The following is a 25,321-nucleotide window of genomic DNA, read 5'->3' as shown; positions in this document are numbered from 1 at the left end:
CACCCCCTCCGTCGGTCGGCTCGGCCGGGCACATCATGTCACCGCGCTGTCCGGCTCCCGGGTCGACCCTGCGACGGTGCTCCGGCGTCGGCACGGTCCGGGACCGACGCGAGCAGGCTCGCCTGGGGCCGCCGCTCCCGGCCCACAGGCTCGCGGACCACGCGGGCGTCGACGACGAAGCCGGCGGACTCCAGGAGCGCTGCCACCGTGTCGGGCGAGTGCAGCCACGCGTCGCACTCCACGTCGTGCCCGTACGCGTGGGTCATCGACCGGTGCTCGTCGGCCCCCGCCTGGAAGCCGAGCAGCAGGTGCCCGCCGGGAGCGAGCACGCGGCGCAGCTCGGCGACGACCGCCGGCAGGCCCTCAGGGGACGTGTGGATGATCGAGTACCAGGCCAGCACTCCCGCGACGCTCGCATGGGGGAGGTCGAGGGCCGCCATGGCCCCGACGTCGAAGCGCAGCGCGGGGTAGGCGCGGCGGGCCACCGCGATCATGCCCGGCGAGAGGTCGATGCCGATCACGTCGAGGCCGAGGCCGGCCAGGTACGCGGTGAGGCGGCCCGTCCCGCAGCCGACGTCCGCGACCGGGCCGTCGACGCGGTCGGCGAAGTCGGCGAGCATCGCACGGTCGAGCGGCCCCTCGGCGTCGAGCCCGGTGACGATGCGCGCGTAGTCCTCCGCGACGGTGTCGTACGTCGCCCGGGTGGAGTCGAGGGTCACGGGTCAGTCCCGGACCACGAAGCCCGCCCGCAGCAGCACCTCGTCGCGCGACGACGGACCCACCAACAGCTCGAACTTCCCGGGCTCCACGATCCGGCGGCCGCTCGCGTCGACCAGCGTGCAGTCCGAGACGGGCAGCGTGAGGTCGACGACCACCCGCTCGCCGGGCGCGACGTCGACCTGCCGGTACGTCTTGAGCTCCTTGATCGCCCAGGTCACGGACGTGACGGTGTCGCGGACGTAGACCTGCACGGTCTCCCGCGAGGGCCGGTCCCCCGTGTTGTGCAGCGTGACGTGGGCGCGCACGGTGTCGTCGACCCCGAGCACCGGCTCGACCACCTGCAGGTCCGCGTACTCGACGGTGGTGTAGGACAGCCCCTCGCCGAACGCGAACGGCACGCGCTGCGTCAGGTCGGCGTACCGCGTCCCGTGCTGGCCGGGGAGCTGGTTGTAGAACACGGGCAGCTGGCCGACGTGCTGCGCGAACGAGATGGGCAGGCGGCCCGACGGCTCGATCCGGCCCAGGACCAGCTCGGCGAGCGCGGTCCCGCCGCGCATGCCCGGGTTGGCGGCCCAGATGATCGCGGCGGCGTTCATGGCGGACGGCGGGAGCACGTGCGGCTTGCTCGCGATGACGACGACGACCATCGGCGTGCCCGTCTCCGCCAGCGCGTCGAGCAGGGCGACCTGCCCGCCGACGAGCTCGAGCGTCGCGGTCGACCGCCCCTCGCCCACCAGCTCGATGCGGTCACCGACGACGGCCACGACGACGTCGGCGTCACGCGCAGCGGCCACCGCCTCGGCGATCAGCGCGGTGTCGGGGTCGGCCGGGAACACGACCTGCGGACGCGGCTGGCCGTCGGGGAAGAACTCGCCCTCCGGGTCCGCGCCGAGCGTGAGGATGTCCGCGCCGCGGGCGTGCGTGACGGTCCAGCCGTCCGGGACCTGGGCGCGCAGGCCGTCCAGCACCGTCTGCGTCATCTCGCGCGGGTGGCCGTCCGGCAGCCAGTCGGCCTGGCCCGAGGCACCCGCCCAGTCGCCGAGCTGGGTGTGCTGGTCGTCGGCGTTGGGACCGACGACGGCGATCGTCTTCGGCGCGGCCGACAGGGGCAGCGTGCCGTCGTTGGTCAGCAGGACGAGCGAACGCCGGGCGAGCTCGAGGTTGAGCTCGGCGTGCTCGGCCGACCCGATGACGGCCGTCTGGCGCTCCACCGACGGGTGCCGGGGGTCCTCGAAGAGCCCCAGCTCGAACTTCAGCGTGAGGATCCGGCCGACGGCCGCGTCGAGGGCGGCCTCGTCGAGAAGCCCCTCGTGCACGGCCTCCTGCGCGCCCTCGAAGAAGCCCGGCGTCGTCATGACCATGTCGTTGCCGGCCCGGACCGCCGCAGCCGACGCGTGCGTGTAGTCGGGCTGGATGTGCTGCTCCCAGACCATCCGGCCGACGTTGTCCCAGTCGGTGACCAGCGTGCCCTCGTAGCCCCACTCGCCGCGCAGGACCTCGCCCAGCAGCCAGTCGTTGATGGTGATCGGCACGCCGTCCATCGACTGGTAGCCGAGCATGAACGTCCGGCAGCCCTCGCGGGCCACGCGCTCGAACGGGGGCAGGAACCACGAGCGGAGCTTGCGGCGGGAGATGTCCGCCTCCGTGGCGTCGCGGCCACCCTGCGTCTCGGAGTAGCCGGCGAAGTGCTTGGCGGTGGCCAGGATCGCCGTCGGGTCGGACAGGCCGTCGCCCTGGTAGCCGCGGACCATCGCCGAGGACAGCTCCCCGATGAGGAACGGGTCCTCGCCGAACGTCTCGCTGACGCGGCCCCAGCGCAGGTCGCGGGCGATGCAGAGCACGGGGGAGAACGTCCAGTGGATGCCGGTCGCGGCGACCTCGACCGCCGTGGCTCGCGCGCCGCGCTCCAGCAGGTCCGCGTCCCAGGTGGCCGCCATGCCGAGCTGCGTCGGGAAGATCGTCGCGCCCTCCCAGAAGGAGTGCCCGTGGATGCAGTCCTCCGCGACCAGCAGCGGGATCTGCAGCCGCGTCTGCGCGGTCAGCTCGTGCGCCTGGCGCACCCTCTCCGGGGACGTGTGCAGGATCGACCCGACGTGCAGGTTGAGGACCAGGTCCTCGACACCGCCCTGGGCGTTCAGCTGCATCATCTGGCCGACCTTCTCCTCGAGCGTCATGCGCCCGACGAGGTCGGCGACGCGCTCGGCGACGGGGCGAGAAGAGTCCTGGTAGGGCGCGTTCATGGCGGTGTCCCGGTGTCGGATCGATTCGAGGATGATGTCTGCGGGACACCCTAGAGGAGCGTGCGATGACGGACGAGTACGAAGCGGTTCGGGCGAAGCTGAACGACGGATCGCTGTACGTGGACTACGGCCCCGGGCTGGAGGCGCTCGAGGCCGAGCGCGTCGCCGGCAAGGAGCTGACCTACGACTACAACCACTCCCGGCCCGGTGAGGCCGCGCTGCGGACGTCACTTCTGCGGCAGCTGCTCGGCTCCGTCGGTGCAGACGCCTGGGTCGAGCCGCCGTTCCACGTGTCGTACGGCTCGCACGTGCACGTCGGCAACGGGTTCTACGCGAACTTCAACCTCGTCCTCGTCGACGACGCCGACATCCACATCGGCGACCGCGTGATGATCGCGCCCAACGTCACCATCTCGACCGCCGGCCACCCGACCGTGCCCGAGGAGCGCGTGGGCGGGTGGCAGTTCTCCCTGCCGGTGCGCATCGAGGACGACGTGTGGATCGGCGCGAACGTCGTGATCCTGCCCGGCGTGACCATCGGCGCGGGCAGCGTCATCGGTGCAGGATCGGTCGTCACGCGCGACATCCCACCGCGGGTCGTCGCGGTCGGTTCGCCGTGCCGGGTGCTGCGGCCGGTCGACGAGAAGCCGGCACACACGGCGTCCGACTCGTGACCTGACCGCCGAACTCGTCGGTTGCAGCCGAACTCGTCGGTTGCAACCGACGAGTTCGGCCGGGAGTGACGAGTTCGGCGGCGTTGGGCAGTCGCTGTACCTTGTCGGCCATGGTCGGGACCGTGCGCATCGCCGTCCTGTCCGACGTGCACGGCAACCTGACCGCGTTCGACGCCGTGCTGGCCGACATCGACGCCCGCGGGATCACCACGATCCTCAACCTCGGTGATGTCGCCGGGAAGGGTCCGCGCGGCTCGGCGGCCGTCGCCCGGACGCGCGAGCGCTGCGCCCTGACGGTCCGGGGGAACTGGGACGACTTCCTGCCCGTGTCCGCCGACCACCACGACCCGGCGATCCGCTGGTGGCACGACGAGCTGACCGCCGACGACCGCGACTGGCTGACGAACCTCCCGCTCAGCCACGACCTGGAGATCGCCGGCCGGAACGTCCGCCTGTTCCACGCGTCGGCGACGAGCGTCTACACGCGCGTGCAGTTCCACCACACCGACGACGAGTTCGCCGCGATGTTCGCGTCCACCGAGCTCACCGGTGACGGACCGGAGCCGACCGTGGTCCTGTACGGCGACGTGCACGACGCCTACGTCGAGACCTACCGCGGCCGCACGCTGGTGAACGTGGGCAGCGTCGGCAACCCCTTGGACGAGACGACCGCGTCGTACGTGATCCTCGAGGGCGTCGGGGAGACGTTCAGCCTGCAGATCGTGCGCGTGCCGTACGACGTCGAGGCGGAGGTCGCCGTCGCGGAGGCCGTCCGGATGCCCGAGCTGGAGGCGTGGACGGTCGAGCTGCGGACCGGGATCTACCGCGGCCGGCACGCCGAGCTGGGGCTCAGCCGGCAGGAGTGACGCCCACCGCCGCCACCAGCCGCCGCACCACCTCGTCCGGGTCCGACTCCCACTCGGTGGCCAGCACCTGCACGACGCGCCAGCCGCCGGAGCGCAGCGCGGTCGGCTGGGTCACGCGGCGCTCGTCGAGCGAGTGCGCGGCGAGCCGTGCGGGCTGGTCGACGAGCACTCCGACGGCGTGCTCGTTGGTGCCGACGGGTCGCAGCGCCAGGTCGGCCCGGAAGGCGGACTGCCCGACACCGGCGACGACCTCGACGCCGGCCGCGCGGACCGCATCGGCGATCTGCTCGACGATCGGTGCGACCGGCGGGACCGCACCGCGACCGGCCCGCTCCCGCAGCCCCACCAGCACTCCCGCTGCCGCAGCCGCATCCCCGTTGGAGACCGCGTCGGCGTAGTGCAGGAAGCCGCGCAGGGTGTTGGCGCCGTCGTTGTAGGTGTTGGTGATCGCCGTGTGGTCGATGCTGCTGACCAGGACCATGTGCCGGCGGGCGCGGCTGAAGATGACGTTGAGCCGCTTCTCGCCGCCCGCGTTGTTGATGGGCCCGAAGTTCATGCGCATCCGGCCGTCGGGGCCGGCGGCGTAGCAGACGCTCATGAGGATGACGTCGCGCTCGTCGCCCTGGACGTTCTCGAGGTTCTTCACGAACAGCCCGACCACCTGGCCGTCCTCCTCGCGCGCTATCTCGGCGTCGTAGAGCCGCGCGAACTCGGCGTCCTCACGTCCCAGGCGCTCCAGCGCGCGCTCGATCTCGGACTGCTGCGCCTCGGAGAACGCGACGATCCCGAGCGTCTGACCCGTCCCCCGCGCCAGCAGCTCGCGGACGAGGTGCGCGATCCAGACGGCCTCCAGCGGGTTGGTGCGCTGGGTGTAGACGCCGTCGAGCACGCGCATCGCGCTGATGCTCCGCTCGAGCAGCCCGTCGACGGCGGCGACGACGTCCTCCCGGGAGAAGGATCCGGCCGTGACCTCCAGCGGCTGTGCGCGCACGTGGGTGAGGGTCCGGTCCGGGATCGTGGTCAGCCGGCCCTCGTAGAACGCCGAGTTGCTGAACTGGATGAGCGCCTCGTACTGGCTGCGGTAGTGCCAGGTGAGCATGGTCGACGGCAGCCGCACGGACCCGACCGCGAGGAAGCTGTCGGAGTCGAGCACGACTCCGACCGGAGCGTCGTCGTCGGTGACCGGCTCGTCCGAGGCCGGGGTGCCGACCTGGAAGTAGCGCGTCGGCGGCAGCTGCATCCGGTCGCCGACCACGATCACCTGCGCGCCGCGGAACAGCGCCGGGACGGCCTCCTCGACGGGGATCTGGCTGGCCTCGTCGAAGATCACCACGTCGAACGACGTGTCCAGCGGCAGGGTGTCCGACAGCGACGACGGGCTCATCAGCCACACCGGACGCATGGCCGCGACGACGGCTCCGGGTTCGGCGGACGCGAGGTGCCGGATCGACTTGTAGGCGCGGACCTTGCCGAACTCGTGCTCCAGCTCGCGCCGGCCGGTCATCCAGACCGCCTTGAGCGCACGGTCGTCGGTGTTCATGCCGGTGACGCTGCGCTGCGAGTGCGCGACCGACTCCGTGAACCGGGCGCGCAGCCGGGCGGTGACCACGTCGGCGTTGGCGCGCTGGAGCGCCGGGGCGCGCTCGGCCACCCGGTCCAGCAAGTCGGCCAGGCGGTCACCGTCGAGCCGGTTCAGCGCCGGCTCCTGGGCGCGGGCCTCACGCATCGACGCCGCGACGACGGCGTGCTCCAGCTGGTCCGGGGACGCGTCGAGGTGCCGCAGGGCGCGCAGCACGGTCGGCGCCGCGGCGAGGTCGCGCAGGGTGCCCGCCGCCGCACGGACGAGCGCCTGTCCGTCCCCGCCGGTCAGGCCGCGCAGCTCGTCGCGCAGCGCGGTCATCGGGAGGTCGTCGGCACCCACGACGAGGCCGGACAGGCACGTCCGCACCACCTCGACCTGTTCCGGGAGCCGGTCGAGGACGTCGTCGGGCTCGGTGTCTGCGAGGCGCGTGCGCCACACCGCGAGCGTGCCCGTGTACCGCCGGATCGCGGTGATCCGGTCGCTGAGCACCGCGAGGTCGCCGTGCCCCCACTCCCGGGCGAGCTGCTGCGAGAGCGCGTCGGCGCGGGCCGCGGTGTCGTAGCGCGCGACGAGGAGCTCCAGCGCCTGCGTCACGGTCGGCCGCACCTGCCGGTCCCCCGCGTCGAACCCCGCCGCGACCAGCCGCTTCACGCGCCGCCAGCCCCCGTCGAGGAACTTCCACGCCGACGTCTCGCGTCGCCGGGCGATCTCGAGGGCGGCTGCCGCGTCGGGTGCGGACAGCGGCTCTCGCCAGCCCACCGCGGAACGGTCGGCCGCGTCCGCTGTCGCCTCGACCGCGCGCCACTCCTCCGTCGCGTCCTGCAGCCGGCGCGCGGCCGGGGTGCGGGGGGTGACCGCCGAGCCGAGGTCGCGCTGGACCAGCGGGGCGAGCACCGCGTGCATCTGCCCGATCGCGTCGGCGTCGTCCACCGTGAGCCCGTCACCGTCGGACGAAGCGACGAGCACGGCGAGCACGGCGTCGATCGCCGCCGCCGCTTCGGAAGCGCGCTGCGCGACGACCGCGTCGGCGCGCGACTCGTCGAGGATCACGGGGTCGACCAGCCGGACCGGCGTGCGCGCGAGCACGGGGGCGGCCCCGGCGCGGGCCAGGGCGGACACCAGCGCGTCGACCAGCGGCCGGGCCGGCACCCAGTCGGCGGGCTCCGGGAGCAGAGCCTGCTCGGCGGGGGTCAGGTCCTCGCCCCAGCGGAAGCCGCGCAGCGCGATCAGCCGGTCGAGCACGTCCTGCACGCCCTCGAGCGCCTGCTCGTAGGCGCCGACCTCGGTGAGCGCCGCGGTCGTCGCCTCGATCAACGCCGCCCGGCGCGCCTCGACCGCGTCCAGCGGCTCGTCGTCGGCCAGCCAGCGCTCGTACGTGTCCCGCAGGCCGTGCACGAACTCCTTCTTGTCCTCCTGGCTGTCGTGCACCAGCGTGCAGATCTCGCCCAGCCCCTGGGCGCGCAGCCGCGCGTGGACGACGTCGAGGGCGGCGCGCTTCTGGCACACGAACAGGACGCGCTTGCCGTGCGCGACGAAGTCGGCGACCAGGTTGGTGATCGTCTGCGACTTGCCGGTGCCGGGCGGCCCCTGGATGACGAAGTTGTCGCCGGAGCGGGCCAGCGCCACGGCGCCCACCTGCGACGCGTCCGCCGGGACCACCAGGTAGCGGTCGGCCACCGGGATGGTCGCACCGTGCTCGGCCACGTCGCGCGGGGCGGTGGAGAAGAGCTCGTCGAACGCGGCGTTCGGCATCGGCTCGGTCAGCAGGGAGTCGTAGTCGCGGACCAGGCTGAGCGTGCGGTAGTTGAAGTTGGCCAGCGTGACCATCGTGAGGTCGACGTCCCACGTGTACGGGTTGTCGTCGGCCTGGGCCTGCAACGAGAACGTCTGCACCGACGACTGCTCCATCACGTGCTGTGGAGCGGGTGCGTCGCCCAGCTCGACCGACAGCGGGATCGGCCGGCGCTGGATCCGGTCGGCGAAGATCTGCACGCCCAGCGGGGCCCACCCCGGCCGGCGGTAGGAGTACGCGTACTGGCGGCGGCCGTACGTCGGGCGGCTGGACGGCCGGCGCCGGCGGTAGGCCTGCAGCGCCACCTGCGCGCGGTGCCGGACCAGCTCGATGCGCGGCTTGTCGACGAGGCCGACCACCACGGCCGGCTGCGTCGCGCGCGCCTGCTTCTCGATGCTCGCGCGCAGCTCCTCGATCGCCCCGTCGGCGGCCAGGTCGATCGTCTCCGGCAGCCGCAGCCCGAACAGCTCGTCCAGCTGGTGCCGCAGCACGGGGTTGACCTCGGCGACGGTGCTGGTCAGCTCCATGCGGTACGCATCGCGCACGCCGCGCTGCTTGGTCAGCGTCACCGGAGCCAGCACCAGGGGCGACTCGATGGGCGCGGTCGGGTCGTTCTTCACGTCGTGCCAGCGCAGGAACGCGACGACGAGCCGCAGCTGGTCGCGCCCGTACTCGGCACGGTCGCGGCGGGCCGACGAGATCAGTGCGTCGAGAGCAGCGGCGGCATAGGGGGCGTCGTCCCAGCGGACCAGCGAGCCGACGTCCAGCACCTTCCCGTCGAGCAGCCGCGAGGACGCCGGGCCGCCCCAGGTGAACAGCTGCGACGCGCGGATGTGCCGTACGTCGAGCACCAGCGGCACGGACGCCTCGGTGAGGTTGATGGTCCGGCCGGTGGGCCGGAAGTGCAGCAGCGGGTTCCGACGCGACGCGTCGAACAGCCGGTCCCGCAGGTGCTCCAGGACGGCGGCGCGACCATCGCTGCGAGCGGTCAGCACCCGGTCGAGGTCGAAGTCCTCCGGCTGGTCGCGGTAGGACTCCAGCCGCGCGATCACGTCGGCGAGGTCCTGGGCGCGGCGCCGGCGGTCCGGCGCGATCATCGAGCTGGCGACCGTCGCGAGCACCGGGTGCAGCCCGGGGTCCAGGGCGAACAGGTTGTTCCGGTCTTCCTGGAGCAGGTCCGCGTCGGCCTCCTCGGCCAGGTCCAGGCCGCACACGAGCGCGACGAACAGCTCGCCCAGGCTCGCGATGTCGGTCAGCTCGTCGTGGTGGCCGACGAGGTGCTCCCAGCGCTGCCAGCCGGCGACGATGCGCACCGTGCTCTCGTCCGACTCCACCTCCACCGCGCCGGCCAGCTCCGCGGCGGCGATCGCGGCCCGGTTCCGGACCGGCGGCCCGGCCGAGGACACGTCGATCGTCACCGGGTCGTCGCCCTCGTCGTCCAGTGCCGCGAGGCCGCGCAGCGGAGCCACCCGCCCGGTCTCGTGCAGCGCCTGCACCGTGCGGAACATCGGCAGCAGCAGCCCGAGGACGTCGTCGGCCGGCAGACCACCGCGGTCCACCGCGCGCCCGATCAGCCGGCGCATCAGCGCACCACCCGCGGGGAGTCCGCCGACGCCATCACCCGGGACATCGCCCGGTCGCCCAGGTCCAGCTCGGCGCCGATCATCCGCAGCAGCTCGTCGCCCAGACCGACCCGACGGGCCAGCGCCAGCACCGCGCCGAGGTCGTCGGCACCGCCCTGGTCGTCCGCCGTCGCGAAGTCGAGCAGAACCGCGGCGAGGTAGGTCTGCGTCTCGGCAGCCAGGGTGCTGGGCATGTCCGTGATCGTCGGAGAGCCGCCGACGCCGACGCCGAACCGCCGCGCCAGGTCCAGGGCCTCCTCGCTGCGCACGGCGTCGTCGGCCACCAGCATCCAGACGAGCGACCGCGTGACCTCCGCGAGCCGGTCCTGCCCGAGCACGTCGAGCACCGCGAGGTCGAGCTGCGGGCCGAGCGAGGCCTCGACCATCGCGTCGGCACCCGGACCGCGCTCCGCCCATTCCTGGAGCGCCCACGCGCGGAGCACGGTCTCGGGGTGGGTGCTGCCGGCGCTCGGCACGCTGTAGTCCACCTCGGCCGCCTGCCGCAGGTACGCCGCGGAGTCGACCTTGGCCAGCCCGGTGACCACCTTGACCAGTCCGCTCACGGTCGTCGTCAACGAGCCGCAGGCCAGCATCGCGCCCCGGTCCGCGACCAGCTCGGTGGCCAGCCGGAACCGGCGGGCGGTCTCCAGGTACTCCGAGGGGGTGCGGGCGTCGGACTCGGCGGCGTCGAGCAGCCGCGCCGTGGCCAGGTACCGGCCGTCGTCCGCGGTCCACAGCACGTGGTGCGCCAGCTCGTGCCCCGCGACCGCGCACAGCTCGTCGGCGTCGAGCAGGTTGAGCGTGCCCGCGGTGAGGATCAGGACGGCCCGGTCCGGCACGAACACCAGCTCCGCGTCCGCGCCCTGCCCGCCCTCGTCGACGTAGATCTCGATGGGGAGCACGACTCCCAGCGCGTCCGCGGCCCGCTGCACGGCGGCGTGCACCTCGGCGTGCCCCACCGGGTCCACCCGGTACGTCTGCCGCAGCAGCAGCTGCTCGAGCTCCGCCGTGGGCGTGGTGGGCCGCAGGGAGCGGAACGCGACCGGGTTCTCGCGCTCCAGGATCGTCGCGACGTCGCGGTGGTACGCCAACGGTCCCCAGACGGTCACCCGCGCTCCCTTCGTCTCCCTCGTCCCAGCCCCGGCGACGATAACGCGGGCGGATGACATTCGTGGGTTCACGCCCTTGTCGGAGCCGACCTGGTTCGGCAGGGTGAGGCGGGTCCAGACCGGACCGGTCGCAGGGGGCGAACGGACGGCGGACGCACACGCAGGGGGAACGCATGACTGCTGCACGTCGCCATGCCCGCAGGTGGGGCGCACTTCTCGGAGTGCTGGCCCTGACCGTCTCGCTAGGCTCGACCACCGCGAGCGCCAGCCCGTCCGACCGCACCGACCGCACGAGCCGGGCGGAAGCCGCCCGGGTCGACCGCGTACCCGTGCCCGACCCGCAGTGGTTCGACTGCAGCAGCGCCTTCGGCGAGCGCACCCAGTGCGGCACCGTCCAGCTGCCGCTCGACTACGACCAGCCCCGCAAGGCCACCACGGACGTCGCGCTGCTGAAGCTGTCGGTCGCCGACCCGTCGCGCAAGATCGGCACCCTGTTCATCAACCCGGGTGGTCCGGGCGGGTCCGGGGTGCAGATCGCCGCGGCCGCGTCGTTCTTCCTGTCCCCGGCGCTGCTCGAACGGTTCGACGTCGTCGGCGTCGACCCCCGCGGCACCAACTTCAGCAGCAACGTGCGGTGCTTCCGCAACCTCGGCGAGCAGGCGACCGGCCTGGCGGGCCTGATGGTGCCGTTCCCCGTCGGAGACGCCGAGACCGGCGCGTACGTCGCGTCGTCGAAGGCGTTCGGCGCCGCCTGCTCCACCACCGGCACCCCGCTGTCGGGCTCGATGTCGACGGCGGAGGTCGCGCGGGACATGGACGTGCTGCGCCGCATGGTCGGCGACAAGAAGCTGACGTACCTGGGCTTCTCGTACGGCTCGTACCTGGGCAACGTGTACGCCAACCTGTTCCCGGACCGCGTGCGGGCGGTCGTCATCGACGGCGTGCTCGACCCGCTCGCCTGGGCGGGCACGCCGGAGAACGCGGGCATCCCGCAGACCCAGCGGCTGAAGTCCGGTGAGGGCGCGTCGAAGGCGCTGGACGAGGTCCTCGCCCGGTGCGCGGCTGCCGGTCCGGAGTTCTGCCTCCTCGCCGGCCTCGGCGACCCGGCCACCGTCTACGCCGAGATCGTCGCGTCGCTGAAGGAGAACCCGATCCTGGTCACGGACGACGAGGGGAACCCGCTGTTCGAGATCACGTACGCCGTGCTGATCTCGGTCCTCCTGTCCGACCTCTACGCGCCCGAGGGCTCGAGCTGGGTGGACCAGGACCTGACCTACGTCCACAGCCTCCAGCACCCGACCGACGCCGACCTCACCGCTCTGCGAGCAGCGTTCGTCGGGCGGTACCAGGCCTTGCACGGTCCGGACCGCGAGGGGACCGCCGCCCCGTCCGGGTGGCCGTACGACAACTCGCCCGAGGCGTTCCAGAGCGTGCTCTGCACCGACGGGCTCAACCCGGCCGCCGCCGAGGAGTGGATCCCTGCGTCCGCCTCCGCCGATGCGGTCGCCCCGGGCTTCGGGCCGCTCTGGACCTGGGCCTCGGCCCCGTGCGCGTCGTCCACCTGGACCGTGCGCGACGAGGACGCGTACACCGGTCCGTTCACCCGCAGGACCGCGGCTCCCGTGCTCGTCGTCGGCAACTACTGGGACCCGGCCACGAACTACGAGGGCGCCGTCGCCGCGGCCGGGCTGCTGCCGCGGAGCAGCCTCCTGTCCAGCGACTCGTGGGGCCACACGGCCTACGGCACGTCGGCGTGCGTGACCGACGCCGTGGACACCTACCTGCTCTCGGGTCAGACGCCCGCGGCAGGGACCGTGTGCACCGGTGACGTGCAGCCGTTCACGGACCCGCTGGGCTCGGAGCCTGGTCCGCAGTCGCGGGGTGCCGCCCCGGCGCGGCCGCTCCCGCCGGTGGTGCCGCCGCTGCCGGGCGCGGTTCCGCGCTCCTGACGGCCGGGTGTCCTGACGGGGCGGTTCGCCGCCCCGTCAGGCGCCGCCGCCGGATGACCCACTCCGCGAACGCCAGGTTGATCACCCACGCGGCGCCCATGAGCAGCGACCGCACGGTCTCGCTCGGTGCGCCGATGATCAGCGTCCACGGCGCGAAGATCAGCGCCTGGGTGCCGGCGCCCTGCCCGATCGCGTAGCCGCGGGTCACCCACGCGCTGTGCGTGACGACGTCCCGGCGACGGATGGCCGCGACGCCGAGCACCAGGAAAGCGACCATCGCGCTGCCGAACACGAGACGGATCCACATCAGCAGCGGGCCATCACCGGCCGGCAGGTCGGTGAACACCGCCATCCAGAGGCCGGCCAGCGCAGCGAGGATCCCCGCCGGAGCGACGACCCGACCGGCCATCCGGTGCCAGCGCGGCCTCCGTCGGCGCAGGCCGGGGTGGAACTGGAAGGCGCCGAGCAGCAGGAACACCGTCGCGCACACGATGTGGACGACCACCGGCACCGGCATCGTCACGAAGCGCTCGTTGGCCGCCGTCACCGCCGGGTCGCTGCTGAGCTCCGCGAGCCGGATCCCGCCGGCCAGCATCGGCACCAGGCTCAGCAGGATCAGTCCGGCGGGTATCCGCCACGCGTGCCTGGGCACCGGTTGTCTCCTCACGTCGTCCTGCACCGAGCCTGCTGGTCGGAGACCGTCGGGACATCGGCTCTTCGTCCGTCGCGTGATCGACCGTTCGGCCGATCCGGAAACCCTGCGCGCCGCCCGGTCGTTCACCCCCCGACGGCCACCCCCATCGGACGGAGACCCCATGAACCCGCTCGTCTGCCCCAAGTGCGGCTCGGACATGCGCGCGTACGAGCGCAACGGCGTGACCATCGACCAGTGCACCGGCTGCCGCGGGATCTTCCTCGACCGCGGCGAGCTGGAGAAGCTCACCGACGCCGAGGCCTCGTACTACGGGTCGCGGCAGGCACCGCCGGCACCGGCACCCGCACCGGCGCCCGCCCGCTACCCCGATGACGACCGATACCGCGACGACCGGTACCGGGGTGGCGACCGCGACGACTACTACAAGAAGAAGAAGAAGCGCAGCTTCCTGGACGACCTGTTCGACTGACGGGTCAGGGGCACGTGTCGGTGGCCGGCTCGTCCGCGAAGCGCTCCGTGGTCCACGCGACGAGCTCGGGGATCAGCGGGGAGTCGGCCTCGACCAGCGGGACGTGGCCCCGACCGGCGTAGGTGCGGTAGTCGACGGGGTAGCCGGCCGCGCACCGGTCGTCGACGTACGCCTGCTGCGCGGCAGGGGGCACCAGGGCGTCGTCGGCCCCCTGCGCCACCAGCAGCGGCGCCACGATCCGACCCGACGGCACGTTCTCGACCAGGCGGTCGAGGAACACGCCGCTGCTGGGGTCGCCGGACCAGATCGGCTTGTCCAGGGCCACCGAGGTGAGCGCGGACACGAGCACCCCGGGCTCGGCGAGGCACCGCTGGGCCATCTCGCGCGTGATGATGCGTGCGCCCGGCCGCACCAGCTCGTCGAAGTCCACGTCCGGGTACTCGGCGGTGTAGCCCTCCACCACGTAGGACGCGAACAGCGCCCCGCCGGTCACGCTCTCGACGACGTCCACCAGCGCCGGCAGGTTGCTCGCGGGCGCCAGGGCGGCGACCCCGTCGATCCGCAGCTCGGGCGCGTAGGTCGGCGCGAGCACCCCCGTCCACAGCGCCGCGTGCCCGCCCTGCGAGTGGCCCCACACGACGGTCTCGTCGGCCAGCTCGACGGCCGTGAGCTGGTGCGCCGCCCGCACGGCGTCCAGCACCGAACGGCCCTCGCCCTGCCCGATGAGGTACGGGTGCGGGCCTTCGGTGCCCAGGCCCGTGTAGTCGGTCGCGACCATGGCCCAGCCCTGCGCCAGGACGTCGTCCTGCACGAACATCGCGCCGGCGCCCAGCCCGTCGGTCAGCACCGTGGGCGCGCACCCGCTGGCCGCGCCGGTCGTGCCGTGCGCCCACGCGACCACGGGGCTGGGCGTCGAGGAGGCCGGCGCGACGACGAGCGCGCTCGCGACGGCGGGACGCCCCTCTCCGCGCGTGGTCGTGTAGAGGATGCGCCACGCGGCGGCGCCCTGGGGGATCTCAGCGCTGGTGAACGGTTCGCTCCGCAGCAGCTGCCCCGGGGCGGACGGGACGTCCTCCGGTGGGTCGAAGAACGCGTCCGGCCGGGGGGTGCCGCGCTGGACCACCACGCTGGCCAGCACCAGGACGATCGCCACCAGCGCGCCGAGCACCGCACCCGTCAGCCGCCACCAGCCCCCGCGCGGAGCCGCCCGGCGTGGCCAGAGCCGACCCAGGTCCGCGTCCTGCCCGCGCACGCCGGCCACGATCTCGCGCACCCCGACGATCACCAGCCGCACCGCGAACACGACGGCCACCACCAGCACGGTCACGTCGGGCCACGCGAGCGCCAGCAGGCCGAGCACGATCGCCGTGGCGCCCCCGACCACCGCGTTCGCGCGGGCTGTCCCGTGCACCCCGCGCGCCCGGGCGAGGTCGAGCACACCGTCGACCAGGAGCGCCGCGGCGACCACCACGGCCAGCACGCGGATCGTCACGCCCGGCCACACCACCACCGCGACCGCGGCGGCCAGCGAGACCGAGCCGCGCACCACCGACCACCGGTCGCCGTCGGCCAGCTCGTCGATGCCGACGACCACCAGCCCGACCACGACGAGCACCACGAGGACGGCCAGCGAGGAGAACGGCCGGACCGCGAGCACGGCGCCGAGCAGCACGGCCACGATGCCGAGGGTCAGTCGCAGCCGGCGGGAGACCGAGTGGTCGTGGCGGCGCGGCACGAGCCGAAACTAGTCCCCCTCCGCGGGTCGGTCCCGGGTGCCGGACGCAGGCACCGGTCTGGCGTGTCGGACCCTCGCGGCAGAGTGGACGCATGGACGTGAGGACAGCGGTCGAGGCGCGCGTCGGTTCCGGCGAGGTGCACGGTGCGGCATGGTTGGTCGACCGGGCGGGAGATGTGACGGTCGGGGCCGCGGGCACCGGCGCCCCGGACACGATCTTCCGGATCTCGTCGGTCACCAAGCCGGTGGTCGCGGTTCTCGCCATGCAGCTGGTGGACGAGGGGCTGCTGTCGCTGGACGACCCCGTGGACCGGCTGCTCCCGGAGCTGGCCGGCCGCCGCGTGCTGCGGAGTCCCGACGCACCGATCGACGACACCGTGCTCGCCGAGCGCCCTGTCACCGTGCGGGACGTGCTCGAGTTCCGGCTCGGTCTGGGCATGGACTTCACGGGCCCGTTCCCCGGCACCGTCCTCGGCGCGCTCGCGGAGCGGGGCCTGCCCGCAGGTCCACCCGCCCCGCAGGCCGCTCCGGGTCCGGACGAGTGGATGCGGATCGTCGGGAGCGTGCCGCTCTCCCACCAGCCGGGTGCGAGGTGGCTCTACAACACGGGCGCGCAGGTGCTCGGGGTGCTCGTCGCCCGCGCTGCTGGCCGACCCCTGCCGGAGCTGCTGGCCGAGCGGCTGCTGGACCCGCTGGGCATGACCGACACCGGCTTCCACGTGCCGCCCGACCAGCGGGGGCGGTTCGGTCGGCAGTGGCTCGGGCCTGAGGTCTACGACGAGCCCGACGGGCAGTGGTCGACGCCGCCCGCGTTCCCCGACGCCGCCTCCGGACTGGTGTCGACGGTCGCGGACCTGCACGCGTTCGCGGCGAGCCTGCGCACGGCCGACCCGGTCATCCGCACCGCGCGCCACGGGGAGCACGGCGACGGCGAGGGCTGGGGCCTGGGCATCGGCGTCAAGGTCACCGACCTCCCCGACGGTCGGCACGCCGGCAGCTACGGCTGGGACGGCGGCCTGGGCTCGACGTGGTGGACCGACCCGGTCACCGACACGATCGCGATCCTGCTCACCACCGACGCGTGGACGTCAGCGGAGCCGACGCCGGTGTTCACCGACTTCTGGCGTGCCGCGTTCCGGTGACGGCACGGGCGGCGTGCTGCTCGGAGCGTGACGGCTAGACGATCCGCTCGACCAGCGCGATGACGGTCGAGTCGTTCCAGCCGTCGACGCCATCGAACACGACCGTGCGCTCGGGTGAGTCCATCCAGGCCTGCTCGAGCCGGCGGAACTCCGCCGCGTCTCCCTCGGCACTGACCGCCCAGGTGAACTCGGCGGTCTGCCGGTTCAGGTACGCGGACTCGACGGTGAACCCGAAGGTGGCGCGCGCAGGGACGAGGAGCGAGGGCCACCAGACGAGGAACTCCTCGACCAGGTGCGGCTTGAGGTTGTAGCGGCGGAGCTGGACGGTACGAGGCATGGCGAGGTCCTCCTCTCAGTGGACGCGCAGCGGACCCACGGTCGCCTCGACGTGGAACACGGCGTCGCGCAGCTCGAGACCCGTGAGGGTCACGCCCTCCACCTTGGTGGAGATGGCCCGCTGCACGGCGATCACGACCCACGGCTCCGACTCGCCCCGCTGGACCTCGACGATGCCCGGCGGCAGGCCGCGGTCCCGCAGCGCGGCGTTGATCGGACCGACGAGGAACGGCACGAGCTTGTGCGCGGGGAGAGCTCGGGCGTGCGCGGTCACCACGAGCGTCGCCGTGCCGGCGGAGTAGTCGGCGAACCGGACGGTGACGGCGACCGTGCCGACCGCCGCCGCGGCCAGGCGCAGGCCGGTGGACGGGTCGGGGATCGCCCGCAGGTCGATGTCGGCGTGGATCGTCGAGCCCTCGCAGCGCAGGTCCCGCACCATCGGCGGCAGCGGTTCCTGCACCTCCGCGAACGCGATCGCCTCGGCGAACGGTAGGGCGAGCTGCATCGTGGCTCCTCGGTCTGCTGGACGGCGACGAGAGCACGGTACGACGTGTCCGACCAGTCCGCCGACGACGGAGGACGTCAGCCGGCCGTACGCACCGCAGCCTCCGTCGGCTCGGTGGCGTACCGGTTGACGTGCGGCGCCAGGCCGAGGTTCTCGCGCAGCGTCGTCCCCCCGTACTCGCGCCGGAACAGGCCGCGGTCCTGCAGGATCGGGACGACCGTGTCGACGAACACGTCCAACCCTCCGGGCAGGTACGGCGGCATGACGTTGAAGCCGTCCGCGGCACCCTGCTCGAACCAGGTCTGGATCTCGTCGGCGACCTCGTCGGGGGTGCCCGCGAAGGTCCGGTGCCCACGCCCCCCGCCCAGCCGCGCGATCAGCTCGCGGACGGTCAGGTTCTCGCCCTCCGCGAGGTCCCGGACCAGCTGGTAGCGGCTCTTGTTGCCCTCGATGGAGTCGACCGGGGGGATCGGGGGCAGGGGTGCGTCCAGCGGGTGGTCGGTGAGGTCGAGCCCGAGCATCCCCGACAGCTGCCGCAGCGCGTAGTCCGGTGAGATGAGGTCCGTGAACTCCTGCTCGAGCGCGCGGGCCTCCTGAGTGGTCGGGGCGATGAAGGGGACGATGCCCGGCAGCACGGCGAGGTCCTCCGGGCGTCGGCCGTAGGCGGCCAGGCGGCCCTTGAGGTCCGAGTAGAACGCCTGCCCCTCCGCCAGCGTGCGCTGCGCGGTGAACACGGCCTCCGCGTACCGCGCGGCGAAGACCTTGCCCGACTCCGACGATCCCGCCTGCACCAGCAGGGGCCGCCCCTGCGGTGAACCGGGCACGTTCAGCGGCCCCGCGACGCGGAAGTGCTCGCCCACGTGGTCCGCACGGTGGACCTTCGTGGCGTCGGCGAAGACGCCGCTCGCCGTGTCGAGCTGGATCGCGTCCGCCTCCCAGGAGTCCCACAGCGCGAGGGCGACGTCGAGGAACTCGGTCGCACGCCCGTAGCGGTCGGCGTGTGCGCGCACCTTGTCCAGACCGAAGTTCGCGGCCTCCGCGTCGGTCCCCGAGGTCACGATGTTCCAGCCCGCACGGCCGCCGCTGATGCGGTCGAGGGACGCGAAGGCGCGCGCCAGCGTGTAGGGCTCGTTGTAGCTGGTGGACGCCGTCGCGATGAGGCCCACGTGCGAGGTGGCCCCGGCGATGGCGGTGAGCAGGGTGATGGGCTCGAACACCGCCTGGGTGTTGCGCCGGACGTTCGGGCCCACCGCCAGGCCGTCGGCGAAGAACACGGAGTCGAGGCGGCCGCGCTCGGCGATCCGGCCCAGCTCGACGTAGTGCGCGACGTCGAGCGCGCGGGACGGGTCGACGCGGGGGTGGCGCCAAGCGGCCTCGTGGTGGCCGACGCCCATGAGGAACGCGTTGAGGTGCAGGGTGCGGGTGGTCATGAGGACTCCAGGGGTCACGAGGTGGGACGCCAGCGCGACAGGCGGCGCTCGGCGAGAAGGAGGACGGCGTTGATGGTCAGACCGACGAGCGCGATGGTGATGATCCCGGCGTACATGGCCGGGATCTGGAAGTTCTGCTGGGCGGCCGTCACCAGGTAGCCCAGGCCCGCGCGGGCGCCGACCATCTCCGCGGCGACCAGCACGAGGATCGATGCGGCGCCGGCCATCCGGACGCCGGTGAAGATGGTCGGCACCGCCGCCGGCAGCGTCACCTTGGTGAACAGCTGCAGGGGTCGCAGCCCCAGCGACCGCGCGGACTTCAGCAGCAGCGGGTCGACCGTGCGCACGCCCGTGATGGTGCTGAGCAGCACCGGGAAGAAGCACGCGTAGACGACCAGGGCGATCTTGGACGTCTCCCCGATGCCGAGGATGAGCACGAAGACCGGGAGCAGAGCGAGCGCGGCGGTGTTCCGGAACAGCTCGAGGACGGGGTTGAGGAACCGCGCGACCGAGGCGGAGCGCCCGATCAGTGCTCCGAGCGGGATCGCGGTGGCGATCGCGATGCTGAGGCCGACCAGCGCCCGGGTGAGGCTGGCCCGCAGGTGCTCGGTGAGCTGCCCGCTGCCCACCAGGTCCGCCAGGGCGCCGAGCGACGTGCTGAGCGGCGGGAGGAACACGGCGTCGACCAGGCCGGTCCGCGGTGCGGTCTCCCAGAGGGCGGCGAACACGAGGATGGCGGCGCTGCCCCGGAGCAGCCGCCCCAGCGCCGGACGGAGCCGGGCGGGGCGGCGCTCGTCGACGCTGAGGCCGGCCCGCCGGCGGTAGTCCTCCGGTGCGGGGTCGAGCGGGACGGCGGGCCGGGTGAGCGTGGAGCTAGACATGGGCGACCTCCCGGTCGGTGGCGGGCTGCTGGAGGGCGGACCACACTCGGTGCCGGAACCGGCCGAACGCCGGGTCGGAACGGACGTCCTCGCCCGGCACCGGGTCGAGGTCGATGTCGATCAGGTCGCTGATCCGACCGGGCCGTGGCGACATGACCGCGACGCGCTGACCGAGGTACACGGCCTCGTCGATGCCGTGCGTGATGAACACGACCGTCTTGCCGGTGGCCCGCCAGATCCGCAGGAGCTCGTCCTGGAGGGACTCGCGAGTCTGGGCGTCGAGCGCGGCGAACGGCTCGTCCATGAGCAGCACCCGGGGGTCGACCGCGAGCGCGCGGGCGATGGCGACGCGCTGCTTCATGCCGCCGGACAGCTCGTGCGGGTACCGGTCCTCGAACCCGGTCAGGCCGACCAGCTCCAGGTGCTCGTCCGCCAGCCGCGCCCGCAGCCGCCGGGGAACCCCGACCGACTCCAGGCCCAGCTCGACGTTCTTGCGGGCCGTGCGCCAGGGCAGCAGCGCGTACTGCTGGAACACGACGGCACGGTCGGTGGCCGGTCCGGTGACGGGTGCGCCGTGCAGCAGGATGCGCCCGGCGGTCGGCGCGGTGAGCCCCGCGACGAGGTCCAGCAGCGTCGACTTGCCGCACCCGCTGGGTCCGACGACCGCGAGGAACTGGCCGTCGGGCACCACGAGATCGAGGTCCTGCACTGCCGTGAACTGGGCGCTGCCGCCGTTGTCGCGGACGACGAAGTCCTTGCGCACGCCGTCGAGGACGAGTGCAGCGGTCATGACGTCGCCTCGCCGTCCGGCCCGCTGGCCGGGTCGTAGGTGCCGTTCGCGTACGGGTTGTCGGCGTTGGTGTAGAGGTCCTCCGGATCGATCTGGCCCTCCTCGAGCGTGCCCTCCCGGACCAGCCAGTCCACCCAGATGGAGATCTCCTTCGGGTCGATGACCCCACCCGGACCGGCCACACCGGCGCTCTTCCAGTACTGCACGAGGTCGGTGTTCTCCTCGCGCCCGCGTCCGTCGATGATCGTCTCGAAGCGGTCGATCACCACCTCGCGCGGGTTGGTCTGGGTCCATCGGATCGCCCGGGCAACCCCCTGCACGAAGTCCGCGACCGCCTGGGGGTTCTTCGCGATGACGTCGTCGCGGAAGACGTAGGAGCCGTAGGTGAACTCGCCGTACAACGACGTGTCGGTGAACAGCTCCCGCAGGCCGCCGCGCTCGAGCGCGCTGTCCCGGAACACGCTGCCGAGCGTCCCGACGTCGATCTGCCCCTCGCGCAGCGCCTGCTCGGTGGAGACGGGCGGCACGACGACCAGCTGTACGGACGCGATCTCGTCCGACGTGAGGCCCTCCGACGCGAGCCACTCGCGGACCACGAACTCGTGGTGCGCGCCGAGGGTGTTCATCCCGACCTTCTTGCCGACGAGGTCCCGGGCGGACCGGACCGGGCTGTCCTCGAGCACGTAGTAGCCGTTGAACGCGACGTCGTCGGAGCCGTAGTAGCCGATCACGGACGTGATCGGCGACCCGGCGGCGACGAGCTTGGCGATCGCGCCGTTGAACGCCCCGCCGAAGTCCGTCTGCCCCGTGGCGGCCGACTGGATGTCCTGCGGCCCGCTCGTGGTGTCGCCGACCCACTCCAGCGTCACGTCCTCGAAGTAGCCGAGGTCGTCGGCCAGCTCGGGGAGGGTCACCTGGCCGGCGTTGCCCTGGTAGCGCAGGGTCACCGACCCGTCCGGGTCCGTGGTCGCCGCCGCCGAGGAGCAGCCGGCCGCGAGCGCGGCAACGAGCAGGAGCGCCGCGACGGACGCGAGGCGGCGGCTCATGACGCGATCCGTCGGTAGTCGCCGGCCCAGTACAGGAGCGGCTCACGCGACCCGACGACTCGCACGTCGCTGACCTGGGCCAGGACGACGTGCTGCTCACCGGCGGGGATGCGGTGGGTGATCTCGACCCGCAGCGCGATGGGGGCGAGCGTGAGGACCGGCTCGCCGGTCGCGAGGCGGTGCCACGGGGTCGCGGCGCCGAACCGGTCGGCCCCGTGGGTGGCGAAGGTCCGGGCGATGTCGGTGTGCGACGCGTCCAGCAGGTTGATCACCGCCGTCGGGGCCTCCCGCAGGGCGGGCCAGCTGGACGAGGCCTCGTTGATGACGAAGGAGACGATGGGCGGCTGGGCGGACACGGAGGTGAGGGACGTGGCCGTGAAGCCGTGCGGGCCGTCGGACCCGTCGAGCGTCACGACGATGACGTCGCCGGCGTACTCGCGGAAGACGCGTCGGTAGGTCTCCCGGTCGACGGTGGGAGGAGGGGTCAGCAAGGACACGGAGGTCTCCTGGGGTAGGCGGAAGCGGCCCGCCCCTGCACGGGGGCGTGGCGAGGAACGGTCGGATCTGGGCGCCCGCTCAGCGCGCGGGCGAGGGTGCGTGCGGCTCGACTAGCGGCCGGAGCACATGACGCGACGACAACACGAGGTCGCCCGGGCGGCGTCGCGAGGCGACGCGGCGGGGCCGACGAGGTGTGTCGTGGAGGTCATGGTGCGACCGTAGTTATACCCGACCGATTTGATCAACTTTCGTCCACCCAGTGGGACGTCAGGCGGGTGTGCCCTCCGCCAACCAGGCCGCGAACGCGTCGAACGACGACGGGCGGCCGAGGAACCGCTCGACCAGCTCGGCGGCGTCGGCGGTGCCTCCGGGCGCGAGGATCGCGTCGCGGTAGCGGCGGCCGACGACGGGGTCCATGAGCCCGGAGGCGAACCCCGTGCGCAGGTCCTTCGCGATGATCAGGCTCCAGAGGTACGTGTAGTACGCGGACCCGTACCCGTCGAGGTGCCCGAACCCGGCGTACTGGTGGGTCTCCGCGATGGGGGTGTACGGCCCGAAGCGGGCGTCGACGTCCGCGGTGTAGGCGGCCAGGTCGGCCGGCGGGGAGGCGTGCAGGCCGTAGGACAGGGCCGTGTAGTTCAGCTGGCGACGGGTCCAGGCGCCGCGCCCGAACGCGTCGGCGCGGCGCATCCGCTCGACCAGCGCGGCCGGGATGGGCTCCCCGGCGGCGTTCGTCGCGAAGGACCCGAGCACCCCGGCGTCCCAGCCCCACTCCTCGAGCAGCTGGCTCGGGGCCTCGACGAAGTCCCACTCGGTGGCCACGCCGGTGAACATCGCCCACGGCTGGTTGCCGCCCAGCACCTCGTGCACCAGGTGACCGAGCTCGTGGAAGAACGTCAGGACGTCGTCGTGCTCCATCAGACCGGTCGGGAAGTTGCAGACCAGCGAGCCCTCGGGCAGGGAGCGGCCGGCGATCCCGGGCACGAGCGGGAACTGGGCGGCGTGGTTGAACTTCCCCGGGCGCGGGTGCATGTCGAGGTACACGCGGCCGATCGCGCGGCCGTCGTCGGTGACGTCGTAGACCTCGACGTCGTCGTGCCACGTCGGCGCGTCGACCGCCCGCAGCTCGATCCCGAACAACCGCGACACCACGTCCAGCACGCCGGGCTTCACGGTCTCGTACCGGAAGTACTCGCGGACCTCGCGGGAGTCGACGTCGTACTGCTCGTTCTTGATGACCTGGTCGTAGTAGAGGTTGTCCGCCGCGGTGACCGCGGTCGCGTCGGGCACGTCCTGGCGGTACCGCGCGAGCATGACGTCGACGTCCCGGGCCGCCGGCACCGCGGTGAGCGCGTCCAGCTGGTCGACCAGGTCGGCGATCGCCTGGCCGGAGCCGATCATCTTGACCTCGGCGTCGTACGTGGGCCAGTCCGGGTAGCCCAGGAGCGTGGCCCGCTCGGCACGCAGCCGGAGCAGCTCCGCGAGGATCGGCTCGTTGGCCGGCCACCCGATGCGCTGGTGCTCCGTGGTGAGCGCCAGCCGCACCGACGGGTCGGTCGCGTACGTGCGGACCGGCAGCAGGTCCGGGTACTCGGTGGTCAGCGTGACCAGCCCGTCGTCGCCCGCCGGGTGCTCCGCGCGGAAGTCCTCGGGCAGCCCGTCCAGCTGGTCGGGCCGCACCTGCACGCTGCGGACGCCGTCGCGGATGTTCCGGGAGAACTCCAGGCCCAGCTCGGTGCACCGCTGCGCGAGCGCCCGCAGGCGGTCGCGGTCCTCCTCCGAGCGGTCGACGCCGGCGCGGCGGAAGTCGCGCAGCACGTGCTCGCGCAGCCGGTGCGCACCGGGCTCGAGCCCGACGTCGTCCGTCGCGGCGAGCACCTGCCACAGCTCGTGGTCCAGGCCGCGCTCCGTGACCAGGTCCTCGGCGGCCTGCGCCCGCTCCTCGGCGGCGGCCCGCAGGTCGGCGTCGGGGTGCACCTCCGCCAGCAGGTGCGCGGCCGCGGAGCCGGTCGCGATCGCGATGTCCGCGTCGTTCCAGAGCCCGAGGACCTCGGTCGTCGAGCGTGGCGTGCCGTCCTTCAGCCGGGCCAGCAACGCGCGGGCGTCGTCGAGCGACGCGTCCACGGTGGTGGTGAGGAAGGCCGGCCAGGCGGCGGGATCGGTGGGGAAGGACGTCGGCATGAGCCGACGATAACGGGAGCCCCCTCGACTCGTGCGAGCCCTTTGTGGCGAGGCGCCGGGCTCCAGCACCGCGGACTCGTAGGCTCGACGGGTGCAGACCCGGCTGGCCGACATCGCGCAACAGGCACAGGTGAGCACGGCGACCGTCTCGCGCGTGCTCAACGGACGGCCCGGGGTCTCCGGTGCCACCCGCCAGTCCGTGCTCGCCGCGCTCGACATGCTCGGCTACGAGCGGCCCGCGTCCTTGACGACGAAGTCGGTGGGCCTGGTCGGCCTCGTGGTGCCCGAGCTGACCAACCCGGTGTTCCCCGCGTTCGTCGACGCCATCGAGCAGCGCCTCACCGAGGAACGCCTCACGCCGCTGCTCTGCACGCAGTCCCCCGGCGGGACGTCCGAGGACCGGTACGTCGAGGTGCTGCTGGACCACGCCGTGAACGGCATCGTGTTCGTCTCCGGCCTGCACGCCGACAAGCAGGCCAACCTCGGCCGCTACCAGCGGCTGCGCAACTCCGGCGTCCCGATCGTGCTGGTCAACGGCTACAACGACGAGATCGACGCGCCTTTCGTCTCCACCGACGACGAGGCCGCGATCGACGCGTCCGTCGACCACCTCGTCGCGCTCGGCCACCGCCGCATCGGGCTGGCCATCGGCCCCGACCGGTTCGTCCCCACCCGCCGCAAGGTCGCCGCGTTCGGCGCGGCCCTCGCGCGGCACGGGCTCGACGACGGCGGGGTGCACGTGAGCTCGTCGCTCTACACCGCCGAGGGCGGGCAGGCCGCCGCCACCGACCTCCTCGACTCCGGGCACACCGCGATCGTCTGCGGCTCCGACCTCATGGCACTCGGTGCCATCCGGGCCGCGCGCTCGAACGGGCTGCGCGTCCCGGAGGACGTGTCCGTGCTCGGCTACGACGACTCCCTTCTCGTCGCGTTCGCCGACCCGCCGCTGACCACCATCCGGCAGCCCGTCGACGCGGTCTGCCGTGCCGCCGTCGACGCGCTTCTGGCCGAGATGCGCGGCGAGAAGCCGTCGCGGGTGGAGCAGCTGTTCGCCCCGGAACTGGTCGTGCGTGGGTCGACGGCTCGCGCACCGGGCTGA

At 73.0% G+C, this 25,321-nt stretch carries 20 protein-coding genes; 6 read left to right on the top strand and 14 right to left on the bottom strand.

Translation table 11 applies throughout. The annotated features are described in order from the left end of the window. Positions 1–38 precede the first annotated feature (38 nt). Together J2X26_RS05305 and J2X26_RS05300 are read right to left on the bottom strand one after the other, a co-directional pair. Positions 39–719: a class I SAM-dependent DNA methyltransferase gene (locus J2X26_RS05305; protein ID WP_307490398.1), complete on the bottom strand. Its 681-nt coding sequence runs from the start codon at positions 717–719 to the stop codon at positions 39–41. A gap of 3 nt (positions 720–722) precedes the next feature. Then, a complete protein-coding gene (locus J2X26_RS05300) occupies positions 723–2,960 on the bottom strand; it encodes a glycoside hydrolase family 3 N-terminal domain-containing protein (RefSeq protein ID WP_307490396.1) in 2,238 nt (745 codons plus the stop codon). 65 nt (positions 2,961–3,025) lie between these two features. Between J2X26_RS05300 and J2X26_RS05295 the strand changes: the two genes are divergently transcribed. Both J2X26_RS05295 and J2X26_RS05290 read left to right on the top strand, forming a co-directional pair. Next, positions 3,026–3,634: a sugar O-acetyltransferase gene (locus J2X26_RS05295; RefSeq protein WP_307490395.1), complete on the top strand. Its 609-nt coding sequence runs from the start codon at positions 3,026–3,028 to the stop codon at positions 3,632–3,634. Positions 3,635–3,744: 110 nt separating this feature from the next. Next, positions 3,745–4,500: a metallophosphoesterase family protein gene (locus J2X26_RS05290; RefSeq protein WP_307490394.1), complete on the top strand. Its 756-nt coding sequence runs from the start codon at positions 3,745–3,747 to the stop codon at positions 4,498–4,500. Here the strand turns inward: J2X26_RS05290 and J2X26_RS05285 are convergent. Both J2X26_RS05285 and J2X26_RS05280 read right to left on the bottom strand, forming a co-directional pair. Beyond that, positions 4,484–9,457: an AAA domain-containing protein gene (locus tag J2X26_RS05285; RefSeq protein WP_307490393.1), complete on the bottom strand. Its 4,974-nt coding sequence runs from the start codon at positions 9,455–9,457 to the stop codon at positions 4,484–4,486. The genes J2X26_RS05290 and J2X26_RS05285 overlap by 17 nt on opposite strands. Then, positions 9,457–10,605, bottom strand: coding sequence for a M48 family metalloprotease (locus J2X26_RS05280; protein ID WP_307490391.1), 1,149 nt, complete (start codon positions 10,603–10,605; stop codon positions 9,457–9,459). Before J2X26_RS05280 ends, J2X26_RS05285 begins: the two co-directional genes overlap by 1 nt. 173 nt (positions 10,606–10,778) lie before the next feature. Here J2X26_RS05280 and J2X26_RS05275 point away from each other — a divergent pair, with 173 nt between their 5' ends. Then, positions 10,779–12,554, top strand: a complete 1,776-nt coding sequence (locus J2X26_RS05275; RefSeq protein WP_307490390.1) for an alpha/beta fold hydrolase — start codon at positions 10,779–10,781, stop codon at positions 12,552–12,554. Here J2X26_RS05275 and J2X26_RS05270 read toward each other — a convergent pair. Further along, the gene (locus J2X26_RS05270) at positions 12,445–13,206 is read right to left on the bottom strand and encodes a DUF2306 domain-containing protein (RefSeq protein ID WP_307490389.1); all 762 of its coding nucleotides are present in this window, start codon (positions 13,204–13,206) and stop codon (positions 12,445–12,447) included. The two genes, J2X26_RS05275 and J2X26_RS05270, sit on opposite strands and share 110 nt — an antisense overlap. 163 nt (positions 13,207–13,369) lie before the next feature. On the opposite strand from J2X26_RS05270, the gene J2X26_RS05265 reads away from it, so the two are divergent. After that, positions 13,370–13,678, top strand: coding sequence for a zf-TFIIB domain-containing protein (locus tag J2X26_RS05265; protein ID WP_307490388.1), 309 nt, complete (start codon positions 13,370–13,372; stop codon positions 13,676–13,678). Between the two features lie 4 nt (positions 13,679–13,682). Here J2X26_RS05265 and J2X26_RS05260 read toward each other — a convergent pair whose 3' ends face one another. After that, positions 13,683–15,413: a lipase family protein gene (locus J2X26_RS05260; protein WP_307490386.1), complete on the bottom strand. Its 1,731-nt coding sequence runs from the start codon at positions 15,411–15,413 to the stop codon at positions 13,683–13,685. 92 nt (positions 15,414–15,505) lie between these two features. Here J2X26_RS05260 and J2X26_RS05255 point away from each other — a divergent pair, with 92 nt between their 5' ends. Next, a complete protein-coding gene (locus tag J2X26_RS05255) occupies positions 15,506–16,555 on the top strand; it encodes a serine hydrolase domain-containing protein (protein WP_307490384.1) in 1,050 nt (349 codons plus the stop codon). Between the two features lie 34 nt (positions 16,556–16,589). On the opposite strand, the gene J2X26_RS05250 is transcribed toward J2X26_RS05255, so the two are convergent. The 8 genes from J2X26_RS05250 to J2X26_RS05215 all read right to left on the bottom strand — a co-directional run bounded on the left by J2X26_RS05250 (position 16,590) and on the right by J2X26_RS05215 (position 24,222). Next, positions 16,590–16,892, bottom strand: a complete 303-nt coding sequence (locus J2X26_RS05250; RefSeq protein ID WP_307490382.1) for a hypothetical protein — start codon at positions 16,890–16,892, stop codon at positions 16,590–16,592. A 15-nt stretch (positions 16,893–16,907) separates the two neighbouring features. Beyond that, complete coding sequence (locus J2X26_RS05245; RefSeq protein WP_307490381.1) at positions 16,908–17,396, bottom strand: hypothetical protein; 489 nt, start codon at positions 17,394–17,396, stop codon at positions 16,908–16,910. 77 nt (positions 17,397–17,473) lie between these two features. Continuing rightward, positions 17,474–18,826, bottom strand: a complete 1,353-nt coding sequence (locus J2X26_RS05240) for an LLM class flavin-dependent oxidoreductase (protein WP_307490378.1) — start codon at positions 18,824–18,826, stop codon at positions 17,474–17,476. Between the two features lie 14 nt (positions 18,827–18,840). Next, positions 18,841–19,707: an ABC transporter permease gene (locus J2X26_RS05235; protein WP_307490377.1), complete on the bottom strand. Its 867-nt coding sequence runs from the start codon at positions 19,705–19,707 to the stop codon at positions 18,841–18,843. After that, positions 19,700–20,497 carry an ABC transporter ATP-binding protein gene (locus tag J2X26_RS05230; protein ID WP_307490375.1) on the bottom strand — a complete coding sequence of 266 codons (798 nt, stop codon included), beginning with the start codon at positions 20,495–20,497 and terminating at the stop codon, positions 19,700–19,702. Before J2X26_RS05230 ends, J2X26_RS05235 begins: the two co-directional genes overlap by 8 nt. After that, the gene (locus tag J2X26_RS05225) at positions 20,494–21,543 is read right to left on the bottom strand and encodes an ABC transporter substrate-binding protein (protein ID WP_307490374.1); all 1,050 of its coding nucleotides are present in this window, start codon (positions 21,541–21,543) and stop codon (positions 20,494–20,496) included. The genes J2X26_RS05230 and J2X26_RS05225 overlap by 4 nt, the downstream gene beginning before the upstream one ends. After that, positions 21,540–22,040, bottom strand: a complete 501-nt coding sequence (locus J2X26_RS05220; protein WP_307490372.1) for a flavin reductase family protein — start codon at positions 22,038–22,040, stop codon at positions 21,540–21,542. The genes J2X26_RS05225 and J2X26_RS05220 overlap by 4 nt, the downstream gene beginning before the upstream one ends. Before the next feature lie 268 nt (positions 22,041–22,308). Next, a complete protein-coding gene (locus J2X26_RS05215) occupies positions 22,309–24,222 on the bottom strand; it encodes a M3 family metallopeptidase (RefSeq protein WP_307490371.1) in 1,914 nt (637 codons plus the stop codon). Positions 24,223–24,313: 91 nt separating this feature from the next. Between J2X26_RS05215 and J2X26_RS05210 the strand changes: the two genes are divergently transcribed. Continuing rightward, positions 24,314–25,321: a LacI family DNA-binding transcriptional regulator gene (locus J2X26_RS05210; RefSeq protein ID WP_307490370.1), complete on the top strand. Its 1,008-nt coding sequence runs from the start codon at positions 24,314–24,316 to the stop codon at positions 25,319–25,321.

The organism is Cellulomonas humilata (genome assembly GCF_030814415.1).
Classification (GTDB): domain Bacteria; phylum Actinomycetota; class Actinomycetes; order Actinomycetales; family Cellulomonadaceae; genus Cellulomonas; species Cellulomonas humilata_A.
This window is presented reverse-complemented; position numbering and strand designations above follow the sequence as displayed.

Excerpts from the sequence above, each read along its gene's own strand:
- J2X26_RS05300 (WP_307490396.1), bottom strand. The coding sequence starts at position 2,960 with ATGAACGCGCCCTACCAGGACTCTTCTCGCCCCGTCGCCGAGCGCGTC.
- J2X26_RS05295 (WP_307490395.1), top strand. The coding sequence starts at position 3,026 with ATGACGGACGAGTACGAAGCGGTTCGGGCGAAGCTGAACGACGGATCG.
- J2X26_RS05290 (WP_307490394.1), top strand. The coding sequence starts at position 3,745 with ATGGTCGGGACCGTGCGCATCGCCGTCCTGTCCGACGTGCACGGCAAC.
- J2X26_RS05285 (WP_307490393.1), bottom strand. The coding sequence starts at position 9,457 with ATGCGCCGGCTGATCGGGCGCGCGGTGGACCGCGGTGGTCTGCCGGCC.
- J2X26_RS05275 (WP_307490390.1), top strand. The coding sequence starts at position 10,779 with ATGACTGCTGCACGTCGCCATGCCCGCAGGTGGGGCGCACTTCTCGGA.
- J2X26_RS05265 (WP_307490388.1), top strand. The coding sequence starts at position 13,370 with ATGAACCCGCTCGTCTGCCCCAAGTGCGGCTCGGACATGCGCGCGTAC.
- J2X26_RS05255 (WP_307490384.1), top strand. The coding sequence starts at position 15,506 with ATGGACGTGAGGACAGCGGTCGAGGCGCGCGTCGGTTCCGGCGAGGTG.
- J2X26_RS05250 (WP_307490382.1), bottom strand. The coding sequence starts at position 16,892 with ATGCCTCGTACCGTCCAGCTCCGCCGCTACAACCTCAAGCCGCACCTG.
- J2X26_RS05245 (WP_307490381.1), bottom strand. The coding sequence starts at position 17,396 with ATGCAGCTCGCCCTACCGTTCGCCGAGGCGATCGCGTTCGCGGAGGTG.
- J2X26_RS05240 (WP_307490378.1), bottom strand. The coding sequence starts at position 18,826 with ATGACCACCCGCACCCTGCACCTCAACGCGTTCCTCATGGGCGTCGGC.
- J2X26_RS05235 (WP_307490377.1), bottom strand. The coding sequence starts at position 19,707 with ATGTCTAGCTCCACGCTCACCCGGCCCGCCGTCCCGCTCGACCCCGCA.
- J2X26_RS05230 (WP_307490375.1), bottom strand. The coding sequence starts at position 20,497 with ATGACCGCTGCACTCGTCCTCGACGGCGTGCGCAAGGACTTCGTCGTC.
- J2X26_RS05225 (WP_307490374.1), bottom strand. The coding sequence starts at position 21,543 with ATGAGCCGCCGCCTCGCGTCCGTCGCGGCGCTCCTGCTCGTTGCCGCG.
- J2X26_RS05215 (WP_307490371.1), bottom strand. The coding sequence starts at position 24,222 with ATGCCGACGTCCTTCCCCACCGATCCCGCCGCCTGGCCGGCCTTCCTC.